Origin of the sequence: Streptomyces sp. MCA2 (assembly GCF_023544705.1) — a bacterium.
In the GTDB taxonomy this organism is placed as follows: domain Bacteria; phylum Actinomycetota; class Actinomycetes; order Streptomycetales; family Streptomycetaceae; genus Streptomyces; species Streptomyces decoyicus.
Window position 1 is genome coordinate 110,629 of record NZ_JAMJFM010000023.1, and the last position, 20,822, is coordinate 131,450.

Annotated in this window: 16 protein-coding genes; 7 read left to right on the top strand and 9 right to left on the bottom strand. The window is 73.3% G+C overall.

The annotated features are described in order from the left end of the window. Positions 1-52: 52 nt before the first annotated feature. From M8I34_RS20355 to M8I34_RS20370, 4 genes are all read left to right on the top strand, one after another. Complete coding sequence (locus tag M8I34_RS20355) at positions 53-1,330, top strand: ROK family protein (protein WP_250050877.1); 1,278 nt, start codon at positions 53-55, stop codon at positions 1,328-1,330. Positions 1,331-1,496: 166 nt separating this feature from the next. Further along, on the top strand, positions 1,497-2,909 hold the full coding sequence (locus tag M8I34_RS20360) for a family 2B encapsulin nanocompartment shell protein (RefSeq protein WP_250050922.1): 1,413 nt from the start codon (positions 1,497-1,499) through the stop codon (positions 2,907-2,909). A gap of 142 nt (positions 2,910-3,051) precedes the next feature. Further along, positions 3,052-4,467 carry a family 2B encapsulin nanocompartment shell protein gene (locus M8I34_RS20365; RefSeq protein ID WP_250050879.1) on the top strand — a complete coding sequence of 472 codons (1,416 nt, stop codon included), beginning with the start codon at positions 3,052-3,054 and terminating at the stop codon, positions 4,465-4,467. Between the two features lie 245 nt (positions 4,468-4,712). Further along, a complete protein-coding gene (locus M8I34_RS20370; protein ID WP_250050881.1) occupies positions 4,713-5,345 on the top strand; it encodes an N-acetylmuramoyl-L-alanine amidase in 633 nt (210 codons plus the stop codon). Positions 5,346-5,431: 86 nt separating this feature from the next. Here M8I34_RS20370 and M8I34_RS20375 read toward each other — a convergent pair whose 3' ends face one another. After that, complete coding sequence (locus M8I34_RS20375; RefSeq protein WP_250050883.1) at positions 5,432-6,289, bottom strand: phosphatidylinositol-specific phospholipase C/glycerophosphodiester phosphodiesterase family protein; 858 nt, start codon at positions 6,287-6,289, stop codon at positions 5,432-5,434. 87 nt (positions 6,290-6,376) lie between these two features. Here M8I34_RS20375 and M8I34_RS20380 point away from each other — a divergent pair, with 87 nt between their 5' ends. After that, on the top strand, positions 6,377-7,591 hold the full coding sequence (locus tag M8I34_RS20380) for a phosphodiester glycosidase family protein (RefSeq protein WP_250050924.1): 1,215 nt from the start codon (positions 6,377-6,379) through the stop codon (positions 7,589-7,591). A 218-nt stretch (positions 7,592-7,809) separates the two neighbouring features. Here the strand turns inward: M8I34_RS20380 and M8I34_RS20385 are convergent, their stop codons facing one another. After that, positions 7,810-8,004, bottom strand: a complete 195-nt coding sequence (locus M8I34_RS20385; protein ID WP_030088015.1) for a hypothetical protein — start codon at positions 8,002-8,004, stop codon at positions 7,810-7,812. A 438-nt stretch (positions 8,005-8,442) separates the two neighbouring features. Here M8I34_RS20385 and M8I34_RS20390 point away from each other — a divergent pair, with 438 nt between their 5' ends. Both M8I34_RS20390 and lysX read left to right on the top strand, forming a co-directional pair. Further along, complete coding sequence (locus M8I34_RS20390) at positions 8,443-9,303, top strand: Ig-like domain-containing protein (protein WP_250050885.1); 861 nt, start codon at positions 8,443-8,445, stop codon at positions 9,301-9,303. A 68-nt stretch (positions 9,304-9,371) separates the two neighbouring features. Beyond that, positions 9,372-12,689, top strand: coding sequence for a bifunctional lysylphosphatidylglycerol synthetase/lysine--tRNA ligase LysX (gene lysX / locus M8I34_RS20395; protein ID WP_250050896.1), 3,318 nt, complete (start codon positions 9,372-9,374; stop codon positions 12,687-12,689). Positions 12,690-12,839: 150 nt separating this feature from the next. Here the strand turns inward: lysX and M8I34_RS20405 are convergent, their stop codons facing one another. The 7 genes from M8I34_RS20405 to M8I34_RS20435 all read right to left on the bottom strand — a co-directional run. Next, complete coding sequence (locus M8I34_RS20405) at positions 12,840-14,030, bottom strand: alkaline phosphatase family protein (protein WP_308372471.1); 1,191 nt, start codon at positions 14,028-14,030, stop codon at positions 12,840-12,842. Positions 14,031-14,070: 40 nt separating this feature from the next. After that, a complete protein-coding gene (locus M8I34_RS20410) occupies positions 14,071-15,045 on the bottom strand; it encodes a galactokinase (protein ID WP_250050898.1) in 975 nt (324 codons plus the stop codon). Then, complete coding sequence (locus M8I34_RS20415; RefSeq protein WP_250050900.1) at positions 15,042-16,904, bottom strand: class I SAM-dependent methyltransferase; 1,863 nt, start codon at positions 16,902-16,904, stop codon at positions 15,042-15,044. Before M8I34_RS20415 ends, M8I34_RS20410 begins: the two co-directional genes overlap by 4 nt. Before the next feature lie 5 nt (positions 16,905-16,909). Further along, positions 16,910-18,220 carry a glycosyltransferase gene (locus M8I34_RS20420; protein ID WP_374210946.1) on the bottom strand — a complete coding sequence of 437 codons (1,311 nt, stop codon included), beginning with the start codon at positions 18,218-18,220 and terminating at the stop codon, positions 16,910-16,912. 2 nt (positions 18,221-18,222) lie between these two features. Continuing rightward, on the bottom strand, positions 18,223-19,014 hold the full coding sequence (locus tag M8I34_RS20425) for an alpha/beta fold hydrolase (RefSeq protein ID WP_250050904.1): 792 nt from the start codon (positions 19,012-19,014) through the stop codon (positions 18,223-18,225). A gap of 7 nt (positions 19,015-19,021) precedes the next feature. Further along, a complete protein-coding gene (locus tag M8I34_RS20430) occupies positions 19,022-19,339 on the bottom strand; it encodes a phosphopantetheine-binding protein (protein WP_250050905.1) in 318 nt (105 codons plus the stop codon). Continuing rightward, positions 19,329-20,822: 4'-phosphopantetheinyl transferase superfamily protein (locus M8I34_RS20435; RefSeq protein WP_250050906.1), on the bottom strand; the 1,494-nt coding region annotated here is incomplete at its 5' end. The genes M8I34_RS20435 and M8I34_RS20430, both read right to left, overlap by 11 nt.

A 20,822-nucleotide genomic window follows, 5' to 3' on the forward strand; every position in this document is an offset into this window, starting at 1 on the left:
CGTCCACCAGGAGGGACCTCACCCCCCTCGCCCGCACCCCGAGGAGAACCCTGTGACCGCGCCAGGCGGCGACACCCAGCACGGCATCCGGCGGCGCAATCTGGCCCGGGTGCTCCGGACCGTGGCCGCGCAGGGTCCGCTCTCCCGGCCGGCGGTCGCGGCGCGGATCGGGCTGACCCGGGCGGGTGTGGCCCCGCTGGCCGACGAGCTGCTGCGGGCCGGACTGCTGGTCGAGACGGCGCGGGCGGCGACCGGCGGCCGCGGGCGGCCGGGCAGTGAACTGGCGGTCAGCGACCGTGGCCCGGCCGGGATCGGGGCCGAGATAGGCGTCGACCATCTGGCGGTGTGCGCGGTCGATCTGCGTGGGCGGGTCCGGGCCAGGGCGGCGGTCGGTGCGGCGAACCGGCACAGCGCTCCGGGGCCGGTGCTGCGGCGGCTGTCCGCGCTGCTCGCGGAGGTGACCGAGGAGATCGCCGCCGAGGGGCTGCGGCCGGCCGGGCTGGCGGTGGCCGTGCCCGGTCTGGTGGCCCGCGGTTCGACGACCGTGGTGCACGCACCCAACCTCGGCTGGCGGGCGGCCGATCTGGCCCCGGGGCTCGCCGGAGCCACGGCCCCGGGCGACGGCTCCCGCACCCTGCCCCTCACCGTCGAGAACGAGGCCAACCTCGGCGCGCTGGCCGAACTCCGGCTGGGCCGGGACGACGGACGGACGGCCCCGCCGCCGGACTTCGTGCATGTGTCGGCCGAGATCGGTATCGGTGCCGCGGTCGTCGTGGACGGTCAACTGCTGCGGGGGGCACGGGGGTTCGCGGGGGAGCTGGGACATGTGCCGGTGTATCCGGACGGCCCGGCGTGCGACTGCGGCGGCCGGGGCTGTCTGGAGCGGTACGCGGGGGAAGAGGCCGTGCTGCGCGCGGGCGGGCTCACCCCCGAGCGGGCGGCGGCCGCACATCCGGGTCCGGGTGCCCGTATCGGCCTGCTGGCGCGACGTGCCGCCGACGGGGACGCGGCCGTCGTGCGGGCGCTGCACGAGGCGGGGACGGCGCTCGGGATCGCGCTCGCCGGGGCGGTGAATCTGCTCGATCCGCAGGCCGTGGTCCTCGGGGGTGCGCTCGCCGGGCTGGCGCCCTGGATCCTGCCGTCCCTGGAACGGGAGTTGGCGCTGCGGACAACCGTCGCGGCGGATTCCGGGCGGGCCGGCGGGCCGTTGGTGACGGTCTCCCGGCTGGGCGCGGACGGGCCGCTGCTCGGGGCGGCGCACGCGGCGCTCCAGGCCGTACTGGACGATCCCCTCCACTCCGGCGCCCCGGCACACTCTCCCCGGAATTGAACCCGCTAAACCTTTCCAGGGAACGAGAATTCCATGCCACCCCATCGAGCGATTGTGCCGATAAAAACAGCACCACTACCTTCGGTTCGGCGGGTTGCCACGGAACGGCCTTGAAAAGGGGGGTTCCTGGGCGGTCCGCATAGCACCCTCCGAAGAGACAGGTGGCATTGTGACGATTGCCGACGAATCGCTGCACGGCAGTGCGGAAGACGCCCAGAATTCCAGTCTGAGTACCACCGCCGCGCGGAATCTGGCGACGACCACCAAGACCGCGCCGCAGATGCAGGGCATCACTTCCCGCTGGCTGCTGCGACTGCTGCCCTGGGTGCAGGTGTCCGGCGGCACCTACCGGGTGAACCGCCGGCTGACGTACACGCTCGGCGACGGGCGCATCGATTTCCATACCAGCGGCGGCGATGTCGAGATCATCCCCGAGGAGCTGCGCGAGCTGCCCGCGCTGCGGGAATTCACCGATACCGAGGTGCTGTCCGCGCTCGGCGAGCGGTTCACCCAGCAGGAATACGCGCCCGGTGAACTCATCGCCGAAGCCGGCACGCCGGGCGACCGGCTGGTGCTGATCGCGCACGGCCGGGTGGACCGTATCGGCACCGGCAAATACGGCGAAGAGGCAGTGCTCGAAGCGCTGGCGGGCGGCGACCACCTGGGGGACGCGCCGCTCACCGACCCCGACGGGACCTGGCAGTTCAGCTATCGCGCGGTGACCCGGGTGACGGTCATGGCGCTGCCCCGGCAGGCCGCACAGGAGATCGCCGACCGCTCCCCCGGGCTGCGCGAGCATCTGGCGGCGGCCGGGCAGGACGCCGGGCAGCCGACGAACGCCAGCGGGGAGTCGGCGGTCTCCGTCGCCTCGGGGCACCATGGCGAGCCGCCCCTCCCCAGCACCTTCGTCGACTACGACCTGGCGCCGCGGGAGTACGAACTCAGCGTCGCGCAGACGGTGCTGCGCGCCCACAGCCGGGTCGGCGACCTCTACAGCGACCCGATGAACCAGGTCGAGGAGCAGCTGAAGCTGACCGTCCAGGCGCTGCGGGAGCGCCAGGAACACGAGATGATCAACAACCCCGGGTTCGGCCTGCTGCACAACGCCGACCTCAAGCAGCGCATCCACACCCGCACCGGCCCGCCCACCCCCGACGACCTCGACGACCTGCTGGCGACGGTCTGGAAGGACCCGGGCTTCCTGCTCGCCCATCCCCTCACGATCGCCGCGATCGGCCGGGAGTGCAGTGCCCGCGGGCTGTATCCGACCGCGGTCGATTTCATGGGGCATTCGCTGCCTTCCTGGCGCGGGGTGCCGATTTTTCCGTGCAACAAGATTCCGGTGACACCGGAACGGACGAGTTCGATTCTTCTGCTGCGCACCGGCGAGGAAAAGCAGGGCGTCGTCGGACTGCACCAGACCGGAATTCCTGATGAATACGAGCCGAGCCTCTCGGTGCGTTATATGGGTCTCGACGACCGGGCCGTCCTCAAATATCTCGTGAGCGCCTACTATTCGGCGGCCATTCTCGTGCCCGATGCGCTGGGCGTTCTCGACGACGTACAGATCGGCCACTGAACGGCCCGTGGAAGGACCCGGCGCGCCCGGCGAACGGCCGCGTCCCTCCGCCCGCCCTGCCGCGCCGACCGTACGCACATGCAGGCGCCGCACCCACAGCACAGCACAGCACAGCACCGACCAGAACAGGTGAGCCTTCTTCATGACCACATCGGTGGATCCGACGTCCGGACCGCAGCAGTCCGCGATCGAGCAGAGCCGGTCCAGCCTGGACACCGCGGCCGCCCGCAAGCTGGCGACCACGACCAAGACCGTGCCGCAGATGCAGGGGATCTCGTCCCGCTGGCTGCTGCGCATCCTGCCCTGGACGCAGGTCTCCGGCGGTACGTACCGCGTCAACCGCCGGCTTACCCACACCCTCGGTGACGGGCGGGTGGATTTCGTCTCGACCGGCTCCGAAGTCCGGGTGATTCCGGCGGAGTTGCGGGAGCTGGCGCCGCTGCGCGGCTACACCGACGCCGGGACGCTGGAGGCGCTGGCGGACCGCTTCGTCCAGCGGGAGTTCGCACCGGGCGATGTGCTGGCCCGTGCGGGCGGGCCGGCGGACCGGGTCATCCTGATCGCCCACGGCAAGCTCGACCGCCTCGGCACCGGCAAGTACGGCGACGAAACCGTACTGGGGGTGCTGGCCGACGGTGACGCCCTCGGCGCCACGGTGCTGCTGACGGCGGACGCGGAGTGGGAGCACTCCGTGCGGGCGGTGACCCGGGTGACCGCACTGACCCTGTACCGCAGCGACCTCGAAGAGGTGCTGGGCCGGTCGGAGTCGCTGCGCACCCATCTGGAGGAGTTCCGAGGGGCGTTGGCGCCGTCGCAGAACAAGCACGGTGAGGCGGCCATCGAGCTGGCGGCCGGCCATGTCGGCGAGCCGGCCCTGCCGGGCACCTTCGCCGACTACGAGCTGGCGCCGCGGGAGTACGAACTCGGCGTCGCCCAGACCGTGTTGAAGGTGCACTCACGGGTCGCGGACCTCTACAACGACCCGATGAACCAGCTGGACCAGCAGCTGCGGCTGACCGTGGAGGCGCTGCGCGAGCGCCAGGAACACGAGATGATCAACAACCCCGAGTTCGGGCTGCTGCACAACGCCGACCTCAAGCAGCGCCTCCACACCCGCAGCGGGCCGCCCACCCCCGACGACCTGGACGAGCTGATCTCCCGGCGTCGTAAGACCCAGTTCCTGCTGGCGCATCCGCGCACCATCGCGGCGATCGGGCGGGAGTGGAACGCCCGGGGGATCTACCCCACCACCGCGGAGTTCGAGGGCACGGCGGTCCGCGCCTGGCGGGGCATTCCGCTGCTGCCCTGCAACAAGATCCCGGTCACCCCGGAACAGACCAGCTCGATTCTGGCGCTGCGGGTCGGCGAGGAGAACCAGGGCGTGGTCGGACTGCACCAGACCGGCATCCCGGACGAGTACCGGCCCGGCCTGTCGGTGCGCTTCATGGGCATCAACGACCAGGCCGTCATCAATTACCTGGTCAGCGCCTACTACTCGGCGGCGGTGCTGGTGCCGGACGCGCTGGGCATCCTGGAGGACGTAGAGATCGGTCACTGACCGGCGGGGGCTGCGGCCCGGGTGCCGCGCGCACGGTCGGCCGTCAGGCCCGTGTGCGCGGCACCCGAGTGACGTCCGATCAGGTATCTCGCCACTCCTGACCTGCGCCGTTCTGCCTTTGGTCGAGCCATTGGCAGAACGGCCATTCCCTTGGCAGGGCGTGCCCTGTTGCGCATCATGAACGCACCGCATGTGTGCGTGACATGTACGCGACCACTCCCCCTCGGTCCTTGTCAGGAGTTCACATGGAGCCCGACCACCACCGCCCGGCCCGTCGGCGCCTGCTCACCGGTGCGGCCGCGCTCGCCGCGTCCGCCGCACTCGTCCCCTTCACCGCGGCCGGTGCCGCTCCCACCCGGCGGACGCCGCACGGCGGCGCCTACCCCCCTGTCCACCGGGTGCCGGCCAGCCCGGCCAACTTCACCGCCGCCAACCGCCCCACGCAGTATCCCGTCGAGATGGTCGTGGTGCATGTGACCCAGGAGACCTACGCGGACACCCTCGCGCTCTTCCAGGACCCGGCGCACAAGGCGGCCGCACACTATGTCGTACGGTCCGCCGACGGCTATCTCGCGCAGTGCGTCAGCGAGCGGCATGTCGCCTGGCACGCCGGGAACTGGGGCTACAACACCCGCAGCATCGGCATCGAGCACGAGGGCTGGATCGACGACCCGCTGTGGTTCACCGACCCGCTCTACGAGCAGTCCGCCCGGCTCACCGCCGCCATCTGTGACCGCTACCGGATCCCCAAGGACCGCGAGCACATCATCGGCCATGTCGAGGTCCCCGGCACCGACCACACCGACCCCGGTGAGTTCTGGGACTGGGCGCGCTACCTCCAGCTGGTCAACGACGCCTCCTGGCACGGCGCCGGATGACGCGGCACGCCGTACCGCGCCCTTCGGGGTGCCCGAAAGGCCGCGGCACGGCGTGCGTACACCGGCGACGGCGCCCGGCGCGGCGGTCAGTGAGCCGACCGCAGAAAGCGCGCCAGGCCCGCGAGGTCATCGGTGTTGAGGTGGTCGACGCCGGCGCCGAACAGCTCCGTCCACACCGCCTCGCGCGCCGCTCCGGCCGCATCCGGTGTCGCCCAGAAGCGCAGCCGGCGCCCCTCGCCGTGTGCGGCCGCCACCAGCCGGCGCAGCCGTTCCCGCTCGGCGGACGACATCGGGCCCACGCCCCGCCAGCCGAAGTGGTCCGTCCAGGAGGCGGAGACCAGCGGGGCGAAGGAAGCGGGGGCGGCGGTCCCCAGGTCTTCCGGGCGCCCGTCGTAGAAGGCGTGGCGCACCCGCTCGGCCTCCATGGGCGCACGGGCGGCCCGGTCACCGGAGATCACGGCGGTGACCGGACCGCCGTGTACCCGGCCCGCGCGGCAGACGCTCAGCAGATCCCGGTAGCCGTGCAGGACCCGGGACAGCGCGCGGTAGGTGGGATCGCCCGCGGTCTTGAGGTCGATCAGCAGCTGGAGGGAGAGCCGATGGCCCCGGTAGACCGTGCCGCCGTTGGCGCGAATCCGTCGGCGCAGCGGATCCAGATAGAGCGCCTCCAGGGTGCGGGCGGGGTCGAGACCGCCCTCCTCGTGGGCGACCAGCAGGCGGCCGTCCACCAACCAGATGTCCGCCTCCACGCTGCCGAAGCCGTGGTCGAGGGCGTCGAGCAGGGGCCGGGCGTGCGCGTAGTCATTGTGCGCATGGGCACGGCGCAGCGGCACGGGGCCGGTGGGCCGTACGGCCGTGTCACGGGCGGCGGCGGGCGCGGTCAGGCCCGCGGCGAGGACGGCGCCCAGCGACACGACGGCCGTTCTGCGGGTGTACAAATTCATGACATCTCCGGGTCATAGTGAGCGTCTTCGGCACCTGGGACAGTTGGCACGACGTCAGGGGGGATCGTGAAGCGGCGATTCGGTCGAGTGCGTGCGGTACTGACGGTGCTGGTGGCGTGGGGTGTGCTGGCGGGCGGCGGGATGGCGGGCGGGGCGCCGGCCACCGCCGCGGACAGCACTCTCCACCGCTCCCCTGCCAGGTCGGTGGCGCCTGGTGTGGCATACGGCGAATTCCGGATGACGGTGCCGCGCGGCATCGTGCACGGGCATCTGCTGACGGTCGATCTGGCCGATCCGCGGGTCTCGGTGGATCTGCTGTACCCCGGGGCGGTCGGCGCGCGGTCGCCGGTGTCCCAACTGGCGGCCGATCGCGGTGCGGTGGGGGCCGTCAACGGCGACTTCTTCAATATCACCGAGACCCAGCACCCGGGTGTGGAGGCCACCGGCGCCTCGGTCGGTCCGGCGGTGGCCTCGGGGCGGCAGCTGAAGGGCGCGGTGCCCGACGGCCAGCGGTTCGGGCCGGTCATGCCGCCGGGCGCGACCACCGAGGACGTCATCGGCATCGGCTACGACCGCCGGGCCCGGCTGGACCGGCTCACGCTGCGCGGTGCGGCGCTGACCGCCGAGGGGGCGCTGCCGCTGCGCGGACTGAACCAGTACGCCCTGCCGGTCGACGGAATCGGCGCCTACACGCCGCAGTGGGGCCCGGCGTCCCGGGTGCGCGCCACCTGCGGCACGGACGCCGACCGGGCGGCGCCGTGCACGACGGACACCGCGGAGGTGACCGTCCGGCACGGCCGGGTGACGGCGCTGGACGACGTGCCGGGCGCCGGCGGGGTGGCCGCGGGGAGCGTGGTGCTGGTGGGCCGGGAGGAAGGGGCGCGGCAACTGCGCAAGCTGCATATCGGTGAGCCGGTGCAGATCACCCATCACCTCGTCGGCCGGGGGCCCGGTCCGCTGCGGTTCGCGGTGGGCGGCTTCCCCATCGTGCGGGACGACGCGCCCGTGGCCGGTCTGGACACCGTCGCGGTAGCGGTGCGGACATCCGCGGGGATCGGGGGCGGCGGACGGCTGCTGTATCTGCTGGCACTGGACGGGGCCCCGGGCCAGACCGGCCTGACGGTGCAGGAACTGGCGGAACTGATGGCGCAGTTGGGCGCACGGGACGCAATGGATCTGGACGGCGGCGGGTCGTCGACGCTGGTCACCGGCGACAGGTACGGGGCGACGGTCCGCAACCACCCGTCCGGCGGGGCGGAGCGGCCGGTGCCCAATGCGGTCGGAGTGTTCTCCTCCCGGTGAGCGTCCCGGACTCCCGGACGGCCCCTGGGCCTGTCCCCGGTGCCGCCGGGGCCTCGGCGGCTTCGCCCGGGCCGTGACGACGGCGGGGTGCACCCGGTCCGCGCACCAGCCGCCGACGGGCCGGACGGGAAGGCGCGCCCAGGGAGAGCAGGTTCCAGGCCCAGGAGGTGGCCGTCAGACCGAGGAGGTGAGGACGAGGTTCCGGCAGGCCGCCACCATCATGGACGCACACTGCTCACCACGTCGGCGGCGCCGGACAGTCCTTGGTGGATGTCCGGGGCGAGGCTGCTGTTCGCCAGGTAGAAGCCGAGCAGCGCACACACCAGGGCGTGCGAGATCTTGAGCTTGCCGCTGCGCAGGAAGATCACGGTCAGGATCACCAGCAGCAGTACGACCGAGATGGAAATGGCCATGGGACGCACACCTCCTCAACCGCCGCCCGAACGGGCAGCAAGGGGTGGCCAGTTTGGCGTATTTCAGGGTATGTCCGGTTCTCGTCCGGGTGCTCCAATCAGGTGATCACTGCGGGTCACGGGGGCCGGTGGCGGGGCGCGGTGGACGGCGGCCGACCGGGCCGTGCGGCCCACCCGCCCGGAGGCGGCGCGCGCGACTGCCGTTCACCGTCCGTCCGGCCACCGATCCGGCCTCTCGCCTGCAATCGACCGGCCCCGCGGAAGGAATCGCCCATATCCCCGCAAGTGCCAAGCGGCACTCCGGCACTCACCCCCACACCACGCCCCCGCCCATCGCTGTGTCGTGGATCACATCACTCCCTGCAACGAAGTGTGGCGATCTGCCGTCTTAGCGGCCGACACCGCCGCCCTCCCCGTACCGCAGACGGAAGCCCCGACATGAGCCAGACCCTCTCCCGCCGCCGCAGGCCGTTCCGGCCGCGGCGTGCCGTACCCGCTCTGGCCCTGGCGGTCGGCGTGGGCACGCTCACCGCGTGCGGGGGCGTCGAGGGGCCGGCACCCCAGGGCGACCCGGTGAAGGTGGCGCTGGGCGCGGCGGGCGGGACCGGCGCCGTGCAGGCCGGCGACAGGCTCCGGGTGACCGCGAAGGGCGGGGTGCTGACCGAGGTGACGGTCACCGACTCCAGGGGACAGCGGCTGCCCGGCGGGCTCGGGAACGGCGGAACCCTCTGGACGTCCCGGGCGAAAGCCGCCCCGGACACCAAGTACTCCCTCGTCGCCAGGACCAGGAACGCGCAGGGCGGCGTCGGCGCGGCCAAGGAGTCGCTGACCACCGCGAAGGCGGCCGGGCTGAACACCCTGACGCTCGGGCCCGGATCAGCGGGCACCGTGGTCGACGCCGGCCGGCCCCTTACGCTCACCTTCGACTTCCCGGTGACCGACCGGGCCGCGGTCGAGCGGCGCCTGAGCGTCACCGGCGACCGCCGCACAGCCGGATCGTGCCACTGGGCGAAGGACCGCAACGGCAGGGACCGGGTGGACTGGCGTCCCGCGCAGCAGTGGAAACCGGGCACCCACGGCACGTTGCGAGCGGCCCTCGACGGGGTGTACTCCGGCGGCGGCCGTTACTTCGCCGACGACTATGACCTGAACTTCACCATCGGCCGGAGTTGCACCGACTCGGACATGGGACGGGATTGTGGCAAGGTCCACGTGAGTGACCCCGTAGAGGTCACCGCACCCTCCGAACGAGGGGAAGACAACAGGACCACCGGGATCGGAGACTGGCATGACGGCTGATCCCCGTGGCAGAGAACCAGCGCCCACGCGTCGAGCAGCTGACCCCTTTCAGAGCCTAGTGTGACGGAATGAGCACCGTGCAGGACCAGGATCAACTCACGGGGTGGCGGCGCTTCCGGCGCCGTGTCCCCAATGGCTTCGCCATCATCTTCAGTGTGCTGGGGCTCTTTTGTGCCCTGACGGCGCTGATCGGGCCGCTCCGGCGCGGACTCCACCCGGTGATCTACTGGCTGGACGCCCTCACCATCCCGGTGGCGCCGAACTTCGCCTATGCGGTGTTCCTCTTCCTCCTGGGCGCCGCGATGACCGCCCGTAAACGGGTGGCGCTGTGGTTCGTGGTGGCCTACATGGTGCTGGTCATCCTGGCGGACGCACTGTTCCTCGCCAGGGGGTACTGGGAGTACGCCTTCTCCCTGGTGCTGTGTGCCGGAGCGCTGGTGCTGCTGCTCGTCTCGCACCGCGAGTTCTATGCGATCACCCGGCGCGGCGCGTTCCTGCGCGCCATCCTGGTGCTGATCGGCGGGCTCGTGGCCGCGGTGCTGATCGGCTGGGGACTGGTGTCGCTGGCCCCCGGCACGCTGGAGCCCGGCGGCGCCAACCGGCTGCTGTGGGCGGCCAACCGCGTCTGCGGCGGACTGGTCGGCGGCCGGCTGGTCGAGGGCCATCCGGCACACTGGACCAGCGCCGTCCTCGGACTGCTCGGCGCGCTGGCGGAGCTGAACGCCGCGCTCACGCTGTTCCGTTCGCAGCGGATGGAGGCCGCGCTGCACGGCGACGAGGAGTCCCGGATCCGGGCGCTGCTCGACCGCTACGGCAGCCAGGACTCGCTCGGCTACTTCGCCTCCCGCCGCGACAAGGCCGTGGTCTTCTCCCCCAGCGGCAAGGCCGCCGTCACCTACCGGGTCGAGGCCGGTGTCTGTCTGGCCAGTGGTGACCCGGTCGGTGACCGCGAGGCGTGGACGCAGGCCATCGAGGCATGGCTGGAGGTCGCCGGACGGTACGGCTGGCAGCCCGCCGTCATGGGTGCCAGCGAGAGCGGCGCCAAGGCGTTCGCCCGCTGCGGCCTCGGCGCGCTCCAGCTCGGCGACGAAGCGATCTTGCATGTGAAGGACTTCGACCTGGACGGCCGCGAGATGCGGGTGACCCGCCAGGCCGTCAACCGCGTCGAGCGCACCGGCGCGACCTTCCGCGTACGGCGCCACTCCGAGCTGACCGACGAGGAGATGCAGGAGGTCATCCACCGGGCGGACGCCTGGCGGGACACCGAGACCGAGCGCGGGTTCTCGATGGCGCTGGACCGGCTGGGCGACCCGGAGGACGGCGCGTGCCTGCTGGCCGAGGCGTTCGACGGCGACGGCAACATGATCGCGCTGCTGTCGTTCGTGCCGTGGGGCAAGGACGGCATCTCGCTGGACGTCATGCGCCGTGACCGCTCCGCGCCCAACGGTGTCATGGAGTTCATGGTGGCGCGGCTGTGCGCCCAGGCAGGTGCCATGGGCGTGCGCCGGGTCTCGCTGAACTTCGCGGTGTTCCGGTCCGCCTTCGAGGAGGGCGCCCGTATCGGTGCCGGGCCGGTGCTGAAGTTCTGGCGCAGGCTGCTGCTGTTCTTCTCCAAGTGGTGGCAGCTGGAGGCCCTCTACCGTTCCAACGCGAAGTACAACCCCGAGTGGTACCCGCGGTTCCTGTGCTACGCGGACACCGGCGCGCTGGCCCGTATCGGTCTGGCCTCCGGCATCGCCGAGGGCTACGTGGCCGTGCCGAGCCTGGGCAAGCTGTGGGGCAAGGGCCACAAGAAGCGGGTGCTGGCCCCGGCCAGCACCGCGGGCCTGCCGTCGCTGGACGAACTCGGTCTGGTGCAGAGCGGTCCGGCCACCGAGGAGGAGTTGCACGAGCAGGAACTGGCCGCGCTGCCCGAGCAGGTGCGGGTGCGCCACCGGAAGCTGGAGCGGCTGCGGGAGGCCGGCACCGACCCGTATCCGGTGGGCGTGCACCGTACGCACACCCTGGGCGAGGTCCGCGACGAGTACCCGGACCTGACGCCCGGCACGCGCAGCGGCAAGTCCGTCAGCATCGCCGGGCGGGTGCTGCTCACCCGTGACCACGGTGGCGTGCTCTTCGCGGTGCTGCGGGACTGGTCGGGCGATCTCCAGATCGCGCTGACCCGGGACGGCAGCGGCAAGGACCTGCTGGACCGCTTCGGTACGGACATCGACCTCGGTGACCATGTCGAGGCGGAGGGCGAGGTCGGCAGCAGCGACCGCGGTGAGCTGACGGTGTTCGTGACGCAGTGGCGGCTGACGGCCAAGTGCCTGCGTCCGCTGCCGGACAAGCGGCGCGGGCTGTCCGACCCGGAGGCCAAGGTCCGCCAGCGGTATGTGGACCTGGTGGTCTCGACGGACGCGCGGGACAACGTACGGGCCCGCAGCACGGCCGTACAGGCGCTGCGCCAGGGGCTGATCGACCGCGGCTACCTCGAGGTCGAGACGCCGATGCTCCAGCAGATCCACGGTGGCGCCAACGCCCGCCCGTTCCAGACCCACATCAACGCCTACGACCTCGATCTGTATCTGCGGATCGCGCCGGAGCTGTATCTCAAGCGGCTGTGCGTGGGCGGTATGGAGAAGGTCTTCGAGATGGGGCGGACCTTCCGCAACGAGGGCATCTCCTACAAGCACAACCCCGAGTTCACGATGCTGGAGGCCTACCAGGCCTTCGCCGACTACGACGTGATGCTCGACCTGACCCGGGAGCTGATCCAGGGCGCCGCGATCAACGCGTTCGGCAGCGCCACGGCCCGTAAGGCGGACGCGAACGGCCGGCTCGTCGAGCACGACATCTCGGGGATCTGGCCGGTCAAGACCGTCTACGGCGCGATCTCCGAGGCGCTCGGTGAAGAGGTCGATGCGGACACCGCACCGGACCGGCTGCGCCGGCTGTGCGCCGCCTCGGCGGTGCCGGTGAAGCCGGAGATGGGCCGCGGCGACATCGTGCTGGAGATGTACGAGCGGCTGGTGGAGGAGAAGACCCAGCTCCCCACGTTCTACAAGGACTTCCCCACCGATGTCTCGCCACTGACCCGGCAGCACCGCAAGGACCCTCGGCTCGCCGAGCGCTGGGACCTGGTCGCGTTCGGCACCGAACTGGGCACCGCCTACTCGGAGCTGACCGACCCGGTCGAGCAGCGGCGGCGGCTCACCGCCCAGTCGCTGCTGGCGGCCGGCGGTGACCCGGAGGCGATGGAGCTGGACGAGGACTTCCTCCAGGCCCTGGAGTACGCGATGCCGCCGACCGGTGGTCTGGGCATCGGCGTGGACCGGCTGGTCATGTTCCTCACCGGTCTGTCGATCCGCGAGACGCTGCCGTTCCCGCTGGTGCGGCGCCGCTGACGGCGCTCACGGCCCCGCACGGCGGGCGAGACGGCGAAGGCCACCTCCTTGCGGGGGTGGCCTTCGCCGTTCGCGGGCACCTTCCGGAGGCCCGCGCCGTGGTCGCCGGGAACGGCATGGATGGCGTGGGGAGATCCTTCCGCGGGTTCCTCAGAACCAGTTGACGGTGAGCGGGAAGGCAGCGGTGGCGGTGGCGCCCTTGGAGTCGGTGGCGGTGGCGGTGACCGGGAAGGTGCCGGTCTGCCAGGATCTGCCGCCGATCCGGCCGCCCGCGGCGTCGGCGCCCAGGCCCAGCGGCAGACCGGTGGCGCGGTAGGTGAGCGGGGGTGTGCCGCCGGTGGCGGTCAGCTGGACGGTGCATTCCTGTGCGAAGCGGCAGGTCTGCGGGCCGGGGGCGGTGAGCTGGAGGCCGCCGTCGGGCGGCTCGGTGCCGTCGGTGTCGAACACCCCGGTGACGGGGGCGGCGGTGGCGGCATTGCCCGCATGCCCGGTGCCGTACATGTCCTCGATCGTGCGCAGCAGGCTGAAGTGGTTGTAGGCGCCGCTGACGCTGCCCCGTGTGACATGGGCTCCGTGGAAGACGGTCGCGATCCGGTTGGAGCCGAGGTAGTTGTCCTCGTCCCAGGTCACCATCAGCAGGCTGTTGTGGTCCTTGGCCCACGTGGCGTAGGAGGCGAGGTTGTTCTTGAGCCAGGTGTCGCCGCTGCCGACGGCGCAGTCGTGCATGTCGTTGCACATGTCCGGGATGACGAACGACACGGTGGGCAGCTTGGTGAAGTCGTCCTTGGGGAACTGGGCGAAGGTCTTTCCGGTGTTCAGCGGCACGTTCTTGAAGGCGAACCAGGGGTTGTGCTTCTGGGCGTACCGGCCGGCGGAGCAGGTCGTGGAACCCTCCTCCGGCAGGCCCTCGTTGTAGCTCGCGAAGGATTTGCCGGCGGCGATCAGCTCCTGGCCGAGGTTGGGGGCGGTCATCGACTGCGCGGTGTAACAGCCGTCGCCGGTGACGCCCTGGGTGGTGCCGGAGAAGAGGTTGAAGTAGTTCGGCTGACTGGGGTGGGTCAGCGCCTTCATACCGGTCAGTTCGGCGCCTCCCTGGGCGAGTTGGTTGAGGTAGGGCGCCTGGGAGCTGCCGATGATCTCGCCGTACTGCTTGTTCTCGAAGACGACGATCACGAGGTGGTCGTAGGACGGCAGAGCCGCCCGGGTGCCGGTGCCGCTCGCGTGGACCACCGTGCCCGTGGGGGTGGTGTGCGCGTCGGCGGTGGTGGCGGCGACGGTCAGCCCGAGCGCGCCGATCATCGCCACGAGTGCCCTGCGCAGATGGACCGCTGTGCGTTTCATGAGGTCTCCCTCCTTGCCTGAGGGTGCCGGGGTCGGGTCGTCAGTCCTCGCGGCGGGCCGCGTCCGCGACGGCGATCCGCAGGATGCGGGGTACGGGCAGGCCGCAGCCGCGGAAGGCATCGGCGGCGGCGGTCCGGACCGCCGCGCGCCGGTCCCGGGGCACCAGCAGCAGCACACTGCGGCCGGGGCGGGCGCCGGGCCACCAGGCGGACCACGCACCGGCGCGCAGGGCTTCACGGACCGCGGTGGCGAGGCCGGTGGCCACGGAGGAGGGGGTGGCGCCGGCCGCGGCACCGCCGTCCGCGCCCGCGTCCCCGCCGGTGGTGAGGCGCGCCGTCAGGAGCAGCAGACGGGGATCTGGGCTGCCGTCAGGGGCGCGCAGCGGCTGCTGGGTGCTGCCGTCGGCCGCGAGGAGGTGGCCGGCCCGGGCGAAGAGCACGGCGCGGCGCAGCCCGTCGTCGCCGGGTACGGCGGCGCTCAGGAGACGCGCCAACTGGGCGCGGTTCGGCGGGCACCCGCCCCGGCCGGCGTGCGCGCCCGCGACGGCCAGGGCGACCGCGCACTCCAGCGGTTCGGCGACGGGCAGCCCCACGGCCTCGGGCAGCGGGGCGTTCAGCTGGAGATCGGCGCCGCCCCGTCCGCATCCGGCGGCGGCGAGGGCGCGCAGCACGGCATACGGGCGGGCCGCCCAGCCGGGGGCGCGGGCGGCCCGTCCGGTGAGGGGGAGTTCGGCGGTCTCGGCGGGGTGGTTGAGCGAGCCGCAGCGCAGCACTCCGTCGACGCGCGGGGCGACGGCCACGTCGACGTAATGCCCGGCCGCCGCGAACCAGTCGGTCCGTGGCGCGGTCCCGGTGTGCGGCGGGCCGGGCGGAACGGCGGCCGCGGCGACCCGGAAGGCGTACGGGGCCCGCCACACGGCGTCGGGCGGGCGGTGGTACGCCGTCGCGAAGCCGTGCGAGAGCAGGCGCAGCAGCGGGTCCGCCGTGGTGCGGTACGCCAGGCCGCCCGCGTTCACCCCAGCTCCTTGCGGGCGAGCAGCCGGTAGGCGTTGCCGCCGTCGGTGGCGCGGGCCGCCACGGTGCGCAGCGCGTCGAGGGCGAGCGCGGCGGCGTAGCAGGGCACCGCCATGGCCTGAACGGCGCTGCGGGCGGCACGCCGGGCCGGGGTGGCGGGGACGGTGGACCAGGGGGCGTCCGGGTCGGGGGCGAGTCCGTTCGCGGCGAGGGCGACGGCGCCGAGGAAGTCGCCGTTGGACTGGTGGGCCGCGCCGTGCTGCACGGCGAGGATCGTGAATCCCCGTGCGGTCAGGGCCTGTTCGAGGTTCCCGGACGGCATGAGGTGCTGGTGCTGGGGCTGGAACCAGGGCAGCCAGTAGCGGCCGAGCAGCCGGCCGGCCCGGGAGCGGGGGTCGGGGAGTTCGATGAGCAGATGGCCGCCGGGGGCCAGGACCTTGACGGCCGCGTCGAGTTCGGCGAAGGGGTCACGGGTGTGTTCGAGGTAGTGGTGCATGCTCACCGTGTCGTAGCGGCCGGCGAGCCGGCCGGCGAGGTCGGGGAACTGGCCCTGGTAGGCGGTGTCGATCCAGCCCCGGCGGGCGGCCTCGTGGACGCCTTCGCCCATGTCCAGTCCGTCGAAACGGGTGTCGGGCCATACGGTGCGTGCCGCGTTGCAGAAGTGTGCCGCGGCGGTGCCGACGTCGAGCCAGGCCCTGGGGGTGGTGAAGGGCCGGAGCATTTCGGCGCGGGCGCGGTAGGTGTCGCTCATCCGGCCCAGGACCAGGGCGGCGCCGTCGCCGCCGAGGCCTTCGTAGAAGTCGCGGTAGTAGAAGTCGAGTCCGTCCCGGGTGAGGCGGGGGTTCTGGAAGATGTGGCCGCAGTGGCGGCACTCTTCGAGGGTGAAGCGGCCGGGCTTGCCCTGGAGCAGGTCGGGGGTGCGGAGCCGCACGGCGGGTTCGGGTGCGGAGCACCAGGGGCAGTCCGGGCGGCGGGGTTCGAAGAACCGGTCCGTGCCGGCCGCCAGTTCGGCGGTGTAGGCGGCCCGGCGCGTCGTGTCGCCGGCGGCGTCGGGCGGGTCGGCGGCCGGTGTGGCGAGGGTCCGCAGCGCGCCGGACAGGGCGCGCAGCGGGCGGGCGGCGGTGTCGCGGGCGAGGCCGACGGGGCGGGGTCCCCGGGCCGGGCCCAGGACGACGGCGGGCTGGAGCCAGTACAGGGCAGTGGCCGCCGCGCCCCAACGCGGCGCCGAGACCAGGCACTTCACCAGCAGCGCGAGGCCGGCGAGCCGGGCGGCGGACAACAGGCCCGGCGGGAGTCCGCGGGCGCGGAGCTCCTCGGCGTGCCGCGCGGGGTCGGGGGGCGGCACGGTCAGACCGGGGGCGATGGCCCAGCCGGTGGCGTCGGGGGCGTACTCCTTCAGGGTGCGGACGAGGCGGAGCAGATCGGCGGTCGAACCCGGCGGTACGGCGCTGTCGAGCCCGGCCCGCCGGTGGACGTCGTCGGACACCAGCAGGGCGTGGCCCGCGCCCTGCCCCGGGGCGCACCGGTCGGTGCGGTGGGCCACGGGGTCGAGCAGCCGGAGCAGACCGAGGGTGCTTTCGGCGTCCAGGCGAGCCGGGACGAGGTCCACGACCTCCAGCCCTTCGCGTACGGCGTGGCCGGCCGCGGCGCGCACGGTCGCCTCGTCGGCCGCGACACCGGGCGCGGTGATCAGGTGCCAGCCCGGGAGCGGTGGCCGCGGGGCGCCGTACGGCCCGGCGGGGGCGAGCACGGGCAGTGCGGCGAGCCTGCGGCGGGCGCGCACGGTGCCCGCTCCCAGGGCCGTCACGGCGGCGGCCGCCACCCATCGCGTGCGGCGTCCCGAACGGTGCGCTCGCGTCATCTGGCTCACGGTCCCTTCTCGTTCTCGGTCGGGGCGGTGCCGGGTCCGGGCGGGGCGGGGTGCCGGCCGGGGCCCGTGGCGTCGGGCGCCAGCTTCTCCAGGCGGTCGGCCGCGGTGCGGGCGCCGCCCGCCCCGGCGAAGGACGCCTGGATGCGGCGGGCCGCACGGCGGTGGGCCGGCTCGTCCAGTACGGCGGCCAGCGCCCGGTGCAGCTCGTCCGCACGGGCCCGGCCGAAGCGCACCCGCACTCCCGCACCGGACTCGGCCACCTGCCGGGCGACGATCGGCTGATCGTCGCGGACGGGCGCCACGACCAGCGGCAGTCCGTGGGCCAGCGCCTCGCAGACGGTGTTGTGGCCGCCGTGGCACAGCACGGCGTCGAGGTGCGGCAGCAGGGCGAGCTGCGGGACGTACTCCTGGTGCACCATGTGGTGCGGGACGGTCCCGGCGAGGTCGACGGGGGCGGCCAGGATCAGCTGTGCCCGGTCCGCGAGGGCGTCCGCGGCGCGCAGTACCGCGGGGTAGAAGCGGGCGCCCGCCTCGCGGTTGAGGGTGCCGAGGGAGACCAGCACCCGCGCGCGTCCGGGGTCGAGCCGGTGCCACGGGAAGTCCTGGGCGGACGGGCGGGCGCCGAAGGCGGGCCCGACGAAGGCGTAGTGGGGCGGGTACCTCCGCCCTCCGGGGCGGGCGGCAGCGCCGGGCGCGCCGTCGGCCGCCCCGCTGGCCTGCGCCCCGTCCCCGGACGGCCCGCCGTCCCCGATGAGCGCGGGGGTGGAGAAGACCAGGACGAGGTGCGGGGAGAAGCGCGGGTCCCAGCCGCTGGGCGCCCCGGATTCGGCGAGCAGCGCCGCGATGCGCTGCGCCACCCACTCCCCCACCTTGGGGACACCCTCGAAGGGCCGGGTGAACTCGGCCGAGGTGGTCGCCGAGGTCGCCCAGGGCAGACCGTGGCGGCGCGCCACCAGCGGCCCTGCCAGGGCCTGTTGGTCGGCCACCAGCACATCGGGCGCAAAGGCCTCGACGGCGGTGTGCACGCCGGGCAGCATCGCGCGGGCGAGCGGGATGAGGACCTCCGCCCACAGGAAGCGCAGGGCCGCGATGCCCCGTAGGTCGCGCCACCGCCCGTGCAGGACGTCCGTGCTGTCGGCCGCGTCCCCGTCTCCCGCCTGGTACAGCAGGGAGCCCGCGGGAAGCAGCGGCGCGAGGGCCGCGGCGGGGCCGGTCCAGGCGACCTGGTGGCCGCGTGCGGTGAGTTCGGCGGCGACGGCGATCGTCGGGTTGACGTGTCCGACCAGCGGCGGGACGACGAACAGCACTCTCATCCGGTCACCGCCCCGGCCGGGGCGCCGAGCCGTGCCAGCACCGCGGCGCACAGCCCTGCGGTGGCTTCGTTGAGCACGGTGTGCCCCACGCCGGGGAGCACACACAGCTCGCAGTCCGGCGCGGCGCCCGCCAGTTCCCGTGCTCCGGGCAGGAGTTCGGAGTGCTCTCCGTAGACGGCGAGGACCGGACAGGCCAGCCGGGCGAAGTCGGGGGCGGTGAAGGCGCTGCCCGCGGCGAGGTCCTCGATCAGGGTGGTGCGGTTGAGCAGGGCGTCGGCGCCGGCGGTCAGCCGGGCCTGCTTGCGCCGTCCGAGCGCGGCGAGCTGCTCGGGCAGCCGGCGGTGTTCGAGGCCGAGGGCCGCGACGGAGAGGGTGTCGGTCATGTCCTCGACCCAGTCGCCGGTCAGCTGGGCGTCGATCAGCACGAGTGAGGCGACCAGATCGGGCCGGACGAGTGCGGTGTGCAGGGCGAGCACACCGCCGTAGCTGTTGCCGATCAGATGGACCGGGCGCCGGTCGAGGCCGAGGGAGGCGAGCAGGGCGGCGAGATCGTCCACCGCGGTGTCCCTGTCGTAGCCGCCGGGCGGGCGTTCGCTGCGGCCGTGCCCGCGCTGGTCGTAGAGGAGCACCTCATGGCCCGCCCGCGAGACGGGGCCCGCCAGGGTGCAGTAGAAGCTCGACAGGTTGTCCATCACGAGGCCGTGGAGGAAGACGACCGTGGGGCCGCCGCCGCGGCCCGGCAGCCGCTGGGTGTGCAGGCGCAGCCCGCCTGCGGGGGTCAGGGCCATGGGGCGCTCAGCCCGCGCAGGCCTGGTCGGCGGCGGTGGCCCGGTCGATGTGGACGGCGAGTTCGCCGACCGTCATGGCCAGGATCTGGTCGATGTCCTTCTCCGCGAGCAGGCCGAGGAGGTCCACCGAGCTGCCGTAGCGCTGCTGGAGCAGTTCGGCCAGGGCCACGAACTCGATGCTCTCCAGCGCCAGATCGTCGTTGAAGGTGGTCGCGGGGGTGATCTCGCCGACGACGAGCAGCTCGTCGCCGACGACGCGCACCAGCATGTCGGTGATCTCGGCGAGGATCGTCCGGGCGCGCTCGGGGAACGGGTCAGCTGCCATGGGTGGCCTCCGTGGGAGTGGGGGTGTCGGTGCCCGTCCGGTCCTCGGGCGGCGGCCCGGTCCAGGCGACGACATGGCGCGCGGACAGGTCGTGGACGGAGTCGAGGTGGACGAGGTGGCTCCGGCCTTCCGGGGAGACCACCCGGAGCGCGCCGCCCGGCGCGGACGTCACGGACCACTCCAGCGGCCGGCCGCCGAGGCCGCTGCCCGCCGCCTTCGCCGCGGCCTCCTTGGCGCACCACAGGGCGGTGACCCAGTAGGCGCGGCCGGTGCCCGGGCCGGGTGCCTCCCGGGCGTGGAGGCCGTCCGCCAGACGGCGTTCGGCCGGGGTGAGGGCGATCCGTTCGAGGGCCCGCGGATCGTCGGTGACGGACTCGATGTCGATGCCGACGGGGCCCGACCGGTGGGCGAGGGCGACGGCGACATGGTCCTTGTGCGCGAGCGAGAGATGGACCCCGCCGGCGAGCGGGCCCTCGGGCCGGGGGCGGCCGTGGTGGTCGTTGCCGACGGGGACCTCGGCAGGGAAGACGGGCCCGGCTCCCGACTCCCACAGCAGCTCACGGACCGCGTCCTTGGCGGCGATCCGGCCCAGCAGCCATGCCGCGCGGGCGCGCGGTGCGCACTGTTCGTAGCGGGCGCGTTCGGCCGCGCCCAGGTAGCGGCGCATGACCAGCTCCTGCGAGGCCGGGTCCGACCAGCGTCGCCGGGCCAGGCACCAGCCGCCCGGCCGGGGTTCGCCGATGCCGCACACCTCCGGGGTGAACTTCATGGGCCACACCCGCTCGTCCGCTCCGAACCGCCGGTACGTCCAGCCCTCCAGCCGCGCCCATACGCCGCCGTCGGGACCTTGCAGTTCCACATCGCCGCGCACCGAGCCGGGCCGTACCGCACGGATCCGGGCGGTGGCCGTCAGCAGCGTGCCCGCGCGGGGCGGGGGCCCGTAGAGCCGTACGCGGTCCAGGGTCGCGGGGAAGACCAGCCGGTCGCCGGTGAGTTTCAGCTGCATCCAGTGGCCGAGGAGCTGGCCCGCGGCGTCCAGGAGGGCGCCGGGCGCGGGCAGGGCGCGCAGCGTTCCGCGGATGCCGTCGGCGGCGAGCGTGCCGACCTCGTGGACCCCGGCGAACGCCGGGCCGTGGAACATCCACCGGTCCCGGTAGAGGGCCTCGGCGCTGACGGGCGCCGGTTGGCAGGACGTCAGGGGCGAGGGGTCGGGCAGCGGCGGAGACGGGTGGTGCGCCGCGAGGTGGACGGTGACGGCGGCGTGGTCGCCGAGCCTCACCCGTACCCGGCCGTCGTCGGCAGGGGTGGCGGTGACGGCCAGGTCGACGGGCGGGGCGACGGGCAGCCAGCGCAGGGCCCGTACGTCGGAGTAGCCGGTGACGAGGTGTCCGGGCCGCGCCTCCTGGGCCGCCTCGGCGGCCAGTTCCAGCAGCGTGGTCATGGGGACGACGGGGAAGCGGTCGGCGGGCTCGGGCCAGTCGTC

Coding starts and splice junctions, on each gene's coding strand:
- M8I34_RS20415 (WP_250050900.1), bottom strand. CDS start 16,904: ATGACGCGAGCGCACCGTTCGGGACGCCGCACGCGATGGGTGGCGGCC.
- lysX (WP_250050896.1), top strand. CDS start 9,372: ATGAGCACCGTGCAGGACCAGGATCAACTCACGGGGTGGCGGCGCTTC.
- M8I34_RS20425 (WP_250050904.1), bottom strand. CDS start 19,014: ATGGCCCTGACCCCCGCAGGCGGGCTGCGCCTGCACACCCAGCGGCTG.
- M8I34_RS20365 (WP_250050879.1), top strand. CDS start 3,052: ATGACCACATCGGTGGATCCGACGTCCGGACCGCAGCAGTCCGCGATC.
- M8I34_RS20405 (WP_308372471.1), bottom strand. CDS start 14,030: ATGAAACGCACAGCGGTCCATCTGCGCAGGGCACTCGTGGCGATGATC.
- M8I34_RS20385 (WP_030088015.1), bottom strand. CDS start 8,004: ATGGCCATTTCCATCTCGGTCGTACTGCTGCTGGTGATCCTGACCGTG.
- M8I34_RS20370 (WP_250050881.1), top strand. CDS start 4,713: ATGGAGCCCGACCACCACCGCCCGGCCCGTCGGCGCCTGCTCACCGGT.
- M8I34_RS20430 (WP_250050905.1), bottom strand. CDS start 19,339: ATGGCAGCTGACCCGTTCCCCGAGCGCGCCCGGACGATCCTCGCCGAG.
- M8I34_RS20390 (WP_250050885.1), top strand. CDS start 8,443: ATGAGCCAGACCCTCTCCCGCCGCCGCAGGCCGTTCCGGCCGCGGCGT.
- M8I34_RS20375 (WP_250050883.1), bottom strand. CDS start 6,289: ATGAATTTGTACACCCGCAGAACGGCCGTCGTGTCGCTGGGCGCCGTC.